The sequence below is a fragment of the Falsiroseomonas sp. HC035 genome, assembly GCF_050563525.1.
In the GTDB taxonomy this organism is placed as follows: domain Bacteria; phylum Pseudomonadota; class Alphaproteobacteria; order Acetobacterales; family Acetobacteraceae; genus Falsiroseomonas.
On sequence record NZ_JBNXUN010000028.1, the window covers coordinates 25,580 to 31,579 of the forward strand.

7 protein-coding genes and 1 pseudogene are annotated in these 6,000 nt (G+C 67.0%); 5 read left to right on the forward strand and 3 right to left on the reverse strand.

Features of this window, described 5'->3' with window-relative positions:
• Positions 1-407 precede the first annotated feature (407 nt).
• Positions 408-713 (forward strand): hypothetical protein, encoded by a 306-nt coding sequence (locus ACLF3G_RS27610; RefSeq protein ID WP_430672598.1) that lies wholly within the window; start codon positions 408-410, stop codon positions 711-713.
• Positions 714-1,613: 900 nt separating this feature from the next.
• Here ACLF3G_RS27610 and ACLF3G_RS27615 read toward each other — a convergent pair.
• Positions 1,614-2,003, reverse strand: a complete 390-nt coding sequence (locus ACLF3G_RS27615) for a response regulator (RefSeq protein ID WP_430672599.1) — start codon at positions 2,001-2,003, stop codon at positions 1,614-1,616.
• A 1,000-nt stretch (positions 2,004-3,003) separates the two neighbouring features.
• Here ACLF3G_RS27615 and ACLF3G_RS27620 point away from each other — a divergent pair.
• A complete protein-coding gene (locus ACLF3G_RS27620; protein ID WP_430672600.1) occupies positions 3,004-3,135 on the forward strand; it encodes a hypothetical protein in 132 nt (43 codons plus the stop codon).
• A gap of 67 nt (positions 3,136-3,202) precedes the next feature.
• Here ACLF3G_RS27620 and ACLF3G_RS27625 read toward each other — a convergent pair whose 3' ends face one another.
• Complete coding sequence (locus tag ACLF3G_RS27625) at positions 3,203-3,493, reverse strand: hypothetical protein (protein ID WP_430672601.1); 291 nt, start codon at positions 3,491-3,493, stop codon at positions 3,203-3,205.
• Between the two features lie 246 nt (positions 3,494-3,739).
• Between ACLF3G_RS27625 and ACLF3G_RS27630 the strand changes: the two genes are divergently transcribed.
• The 3 genes from ACLF3G_RS27630 to ACLF3G_RS27640 all read left to right on the forward strand — a co-directional run bounded on the left by ACLF3G_RS27630 (position 3,740) and on the right by ACLF3G_RS27640 (position 5,719).
• Positions 3,740-4,915 carry a hypothetical protein gene (locus ACLF3G_RS27630; protein ID WP_430672602.1) on the forward strand — a complete coding sequence of 392 codons (1,176 nt, stop codon included), beginning with the start codon at positions 3,740-3,742 and terminating at the stop codon, positions 4,913-4,915.
• 248 nt (positions 4,916-5,163) lie between these two features.
• On the forward strand, positions 5,164-5,532 hold the full coding sequence (locus ACLF3G_RS27635) for a nuclear transport factor 2 family protein (RefSeq protein WP_430672603.1): 369 nt from the start codon (positions 5,164-5,166) through the stop codon (positions 5,530-5,532).
• A 28-nt stretch (positions 5,533-5,560) separates the two neighbouring features.
• Positions 5,561-5,719: a hypothetical protein gene (locus ACLF3G_RS27640; RefSeq protein WP_430672604.1), complete on the forward strand. Its 159-nt coding sequence runs from the start codon at positions 5,561-5,563 to the stop codon at positions 5,717-5,719.
• Here the strand turns inward: ACLF3G_RS27640 and ACLF3G_RS27645 are convergent.
• Positions 5,714-5,971 (reverse strand): annotated as a pseudogene (locus ACLF3G_RS27645) (integrase core domain-containing protein); the annotation flags it as partial. The gene ACLF3G_RS27640 and the pseudogene ACLF3G_RS27645 overlap by 6 nt on opposite strands.
• Positions 5,972-6,000: the final 29 nt, after the last annotated feature.

Sequence of the window (6,000 nt, forward strand, 5' to 3'; positions counted from 1 at the left end):
GAGATGAACACGCCGCCGAAGCTGATTGCCGAACAGCTGAGGAGTTCGCTTGCTTTAGTGCAGGCGCGGGCCACCCGGCTTCGGATCTCCGTCCCGGAAGGAACACGCCGGCGCCGCGTGGAGGCGGAGCGGACCTAGCAGGCCGATGCGATAGCCCTGACAAAAAGAAAGGCCCCGGCGGACAGCGCCAGGGCCAGGGCCAGGGTGGTTCAGCATCATGTCTTCGACACATGCTTAGCGCCTCCGGCGGCGCCTCCTGCCCGGCGATCCTGATCCCGCGGCAAGCCCAATGAGCTCTTCGAGATCAAGCGGCTTGCCGAGTAGAATGTGGGCGTGTCGCGGTACCTATCCTGGTCATCTACCGCGACGCGGGGGCGGGTATGGCGGACAGGCTTGTTGTCCCTGACGTGAAGCCGCAGGACAGCGTCGTCCCAGACGCTGACCCGGATCCTCCCTGGCTCCTCATTGCGCTCGTCACGCACCTTCAGGCGGAGATCAAGCGGGTGAACGGAGCCGAAGCAAAGCTTCTCGATGCGGTTCGACAGGCGGCTGCCGCCGAGGGAGAAGCCGTGGCGCTCCGGCGGCAGGTCAAGGCGTCCAGCCAGCGGGCGACGCGGATTGAGGCCGAGCGCGAGGCGGCACGGGAGGAGCTGGCGGCGTGGCGTCAGGGCGGACCGCTGGCGCGGGTCTGGCGGGCGTTCTGGCGGCGCTAAGCCTTACCGCGGGTCAGCCGAGGCTTGCCTTGTTCATAGCGTGAGACGACGGCACACCACGGCCAACACATGCTCGGGCCTGCTGCCGCAGTCCAGGTCATCTGGAAAACAGGAGATGGACCTGTTCCTGCGGAGCTGTAGCTTGAAGACCTTTGCCAAGTACGGCGAACGCCCATCCGCCAATCATTAAGTCGCCATCCCCACACTGGTTATCTGCTCTGCTTTTGCCGGGGCCAGACTAAGTGCCGAAACGTCCTTGGGCTGGGTGGCAACCTTGGCCTGACTTGGTCTGACTTGGCCGATGAGCCACGTTAACATGCAAATTAGAAGGATAACGGGCAACATGCAGAAAAACGCAGCCGTCACGATCACAAGGTCACGCGTCCGCAATTCGGCGGGCGTGCCATTAAATTCGTCAGAATTCGTGTCAGCCTCCATGTGGCGTCTTCCCCTAACTTCCCACGATGCCGCAAAGTAACAGTACCATAACGTATATTTTGCCTCCATCAACCGCAAAACCGCAAAAATATACCCAATACAAATTTTTTTGTACAACAGAGAGAAGCCCGAGAAACGATCGTCTCTCGGGCTTGGTTCGTTCAGCGCGGCGCTACCGCTGCACACGTCTCCTGGCTACCACGGCCGCCGACTTGGGAACCCCACGGGTATGATGAGGCCGTGGCGGCTCTTGCCGCGATGCCGGGTACGTCTACCGGGTTGGTGCTTACCGGGCTTGCCGGACCCGCCTTGTGTCCGATCCCGGCTGCCGAGAGTTACGGCGGCTCTGGATGCGCCGGGGGCGGGTGGTCCCGTCCGTCCGCTCCCGCTGCGCCACCTTCGTTCCTGCCGCCGGCCCGCATAGCAGCGCGCCCGGGGTCGAGGCGGAGGCGTGGCGGCCGATCAGGTAGGGCGTCCCTGCGCATGCCGCAGAAGCCGCCGCACCAGATCGAGGAACACGGCTTCGCTCCAAGGCTTCGATATCACTTCGAGCGGACCGGCGAAGGGCGATAGCGCCTCGCGCATTTCGTGCGACAGGTCTTGATAGCCGGTGCTGACGATCACCGGCACCGGCCATCGGTTCCACAGTGCCCGTATCACGGTGGCCCCGTCGCCGTCGGGGATGTTCAGGTCGATGACCGCGAGATCGAAGATCCGGGCCTGGGCAATGAGCGCGAACGCTTCCCGGCCGTTCGCGGCCATGACCGGCTCGCACCCGTTCTCAACGAGCAGATCCTGAACCATCATGGCCAGCAGGGCTTCGTCTTCAACAACAAGGACAGGGCACGTCATGGTGCATATGCCGGAGGATAGTCCGCAAAGTGTTACTATTTCGATGACAATACAAAAAGCCTTGTAAGCTGGCGACGTGCCGCACTTCCGGCTCTCTGGATCCAGGCGGACGCATGCCGGCTCCTCCGATGGCTCCGACAAAGAAAGGCCCCGGCAGGGATGCCAGGGCCAGTGTCAGGGTGCTTCAGGATAGCCTCCTAGCGCCCGCGGTGGCGCGCGGTTCCTGGTGACGTGAGTTTGGTCCGGTACCAGGCCGCCCCATGTCAATCTGGTCCCCGGTCGGTGCGAGATCACCGGCTCTGGACAGCAGCGGGGGCGGCTTTGCCGGTTGGCCCTGGCCCGCCCCCGCTGCGCCCTTCTCCGGACAGCGCCGGTCTGGTCCGCTGGTCGCCGTCAGCCGCGCCGAGGGCTGGACGAGCGGGGGACTTTCCGGGTTCGCCGTAACCTCTCGGCGGTCTCCAGCCTCGCCAGCCCTGTGGCGGCACGAGGATCCAGCCGAGATCCAAGAGTGTTTGCGCGGCCTCGCGGGTCGGTGGATCCAGGTCACAGGACTCATCATCGAATTGCAAAGCCTTCGCGACCTGATCCCAAGTCTTTCGCCCCAAATTGGGGAGGCTCAGTGCTTTTCTCCTGTGGTGCGGTCTCAGATCGTCAAGTCGTTCCAGTCCCAGGTCCAAGATCATGAGGGCTATGCGTGTCGACGATTTGCCAAAGCCCACTTGTTTCAGATGAAATGCCAGGTCGGCGACCTCGTCCCGGTGCTCTGATTCTGCGATCATTTCACCGTTTCCGGCATTCCGCGGGTTTAGTGAATCTCAATCGAACTGGTTTCACTTCAACGCGCCGAGGGGCGGCCGCTGCTCCGCGATCCGCGGATGGTCACGCAACCGGTCCAGAGTGGTCTCCATCGCATGGCGCGGATCAAGCGGGCTGCTACGACGGGCGCGTGTTCGAAGGCGCTCTGCCGCAGCCCCGGCAACGCAGCCGGTCATGCAGCCCGATGTTGTTCAGCGGCGTCTGGGCGCCAACGGCCAGTTCCAGCGCGGCCTTCGACCATCTCACCGTCGATTGGCAGGGGGCGCGGTGCAGCGTGAGGCTCTCGCCGGGTGCCAAGTCGCAGACCTTCATCTGATGCTCCAGCGGCGCGATCCGTTCCGCGCTGTCTCACGGCGGCGGCCTCACCCGCGGCAAGGACCGCCTCACCGCGGGTGTGCTGGACCTGCCTTGGGCGGCGCCTTCCTGATCACCGACAAGGGCGGGCGTGGGGTGGGGCCTGCGGGCCGGGATCCACGCCGCTGTTCCTCGATCCGCTGATGGTCGCGCAGCAGCGCCAGACTGGCTTCCATGATCCGCAGCACCCGCATCCCCATCGCCGCGGCCTCGTGCTGCTGGTTGGCCACCCTGTCCGCCACGATCTTCCGTTGCCGGACCAGCTTCGCCTCCGCCTCGACGATCCGGGTCTCGATCGTAACCTCGACGGCCCTCTTCATCTCACCTGGTCCCTTGTCCGTTGCGTCATTCCAGCAACCCGGGAAAAGCGGAGGCGGCGTGGCAAGCCGGCGGCATGTTTGCGGCATCTCGCCGGGATTATATCCGATAAACTTCCATTATCGGACATCTTCGTGCAGCACAACCGGGGCAGGGGAGGGCGGTCCAGCACATTATTCGGCTTGTTTGATGTTATTCCCGGGTTAAGGTCACCATGGACCGTAACCACCTGAAAAGCCTTTCGCCCGATGACCACCTCCGCGCCGTGGCCCGAAAATCCGGCGCTGCTCCCCGCCCTGGCGCGCGCCGCCGCCGCCACCGCCCGCCTCGACCAGGCCAGCGCCCGGCACCCCCTGCGGCCGGCGCTGCTGCACCGCGCCCGGCTCGAGGCCGTCCGCCGCCAGGCCGCGGTCGACGGCTTCCGCATCGACCCCTGGCACCTCGCCGCCCTGACCGAAGGCCTGCGGCCACGCCGCATGCTGGGGGCGCAAAGCCTCGCGGAAGCGGGGGCGGTCTTCGAGGCCGGCCGCGCGGCCCTGGCCCTGCACCGCTGGCTCACCGCGCCGGATGGCGACCAGGAGGAGGAGATCCAGGCGGCGGAGACCGCGCTGCGCGACGGCGCTGGCTCCGGCGTCGCCCTGGTGGACGCGGCCACGTCCGCCTGGCGCTGGCTCGAGGCCGGCGGCGCCCGGGCGCCGCTGCGCGCCGCCCTGCCGCGCCACTGGATGGCCACCGGCCTGCTGCGGTCCCCGCTGCCGCTCACCGGCGCCCACGCGCTGCGGGCCGAGGTCGACTGGACGTTTCCGAATTGGATCCCGGTCTTTCTGCACGCCCTCGCCGAGGAGGCCGAGGACTCCCTGGCCCTGCTCGCCGATCTCGAGCGGAACTGGACCGCCGCCCGCCACGCCACCGCCGGCCGCCGCCGCCACTCCCGCACCCCCGCCGCCGTCGACCTCCTGGCCGCCCTGCCGCTGCTCTCCGCCACCTCCCTCGCCCAGGCGCTCGGCATCGCCATCAAGAACGCCGGCGCCATCCTCGACGGCCTCCAGCGCGACGGCGTTGTGGTCGAGGTCACCGGCCGCGCCGCCCGCCGCCTGTTCGGCCTCCGCGGCCTGGCGCCGCTCGCCGCCGCCGTGGCGCCGCCACGCCGGCCCGAACCCGGCCGCGGCCCAGGCCGGCCGCGGCGGAACCCGGTGGGCATCGAAGCGGCGCCGCCGGCCGGGCCGGCCGCGGCCTTCGAGCCGGTCGCGCGCGCAGCCTTTGACTACAGCGACCTCGACGCCGCCCTGCGCGACACCGAAGCCGCCATGCGCCGCACCCGCAGCACACTCGACCAGCTCGCCGGCGGCAGGTGGACGCCGCAGCCTGGGGACGGCGAGGCGTCGGAAGTGGAGCCGACGGCAGACGACGATGCGGGCCAATAAGCGGTCCCGTGGCGACGCGGCGCGCTTCCTCGCAGTTTTGAGCCCCGAGCCACACGGGATCTTTGGAGATCATGGAGCCGGGGCCTGGCAGAATTCGCCGCGCGGGTTTGGCCGACTGGCCCGGGAGCCTCAGAACACCCCTCAAATCATGCTTGGATGCGAGGCTTCCAGCCGTGCAGGCTGGCGGACCGGAGTACTCTCACACCGACCTAGAGGACAACGAAATGCCGCCCGCACCCAGCACTGACTTGCTGAAAGCAATCCTGGCCGCGTTCAACGCGCACGACGTGGACGGCATCATGGGCTTCTTCGCCGAGGACTGCGTGTTGGACATGCCGCGCGGATCGGAGCCGTGGGGCGCCCGGCACAAGGGCTTTGGTCCAGTCAGGCAGGGTCTTCAAAGCCGCTTCACCGGCATTCCTGACGTCGTTTATGGCGACGACACCCACTACGTGACTGGCGACACCGGGATGTCGAAGTGGACGCTCCGCGGCACCCTCGCGGCGACAGGTGAACGCATCGAGGTCCGCGGCTGCGACTTCTACGACTTCCGTGACGGCAAGGTGGTCAAGAAGGATTCCTACTGGAAGCTTGTTGAGCCGGCTGGTGGTGGATGATGCCCGACCGCCAACAGGTCCGGTCGCGATGCGCGCAGGTCTAGACCAGCGGTGGCTCGCGCTGGCGGTACTGACCACCGCACGGGTCAGCATGGGGTTCCAGTTCCAGTCTATCGCCTCGGTCTCTCCGCTGATCATCGAGGATCTCGGCCTGACCTGCCCCCGATCGGGGATCCACGGGCTATGAGAGACTTGGCCCGTGTTCTGGCCTGGCCGGCTGGCCCTGCCGGAGCAGAGCGTAGGCGGGGCCAGCCGGCCCAGGCAACACCGCTTCCGGCGCCGGCGGCCGATAGCCCAGCGCGCTGTGCGGCCTGACCGTGTTGTAGTGCCGCCGCCAGCGCTCGATCAGCACCTCGGCTTCCCGCAACGAGTAGAAGATCTCCCGGTCCAGCAGCTCGTCTCGCAGCTTGCCGTTGAAGCTCTCGTTGTAGCCGTTCTTCTCTAATCGTGGGCACGCGCGTCAAGCAT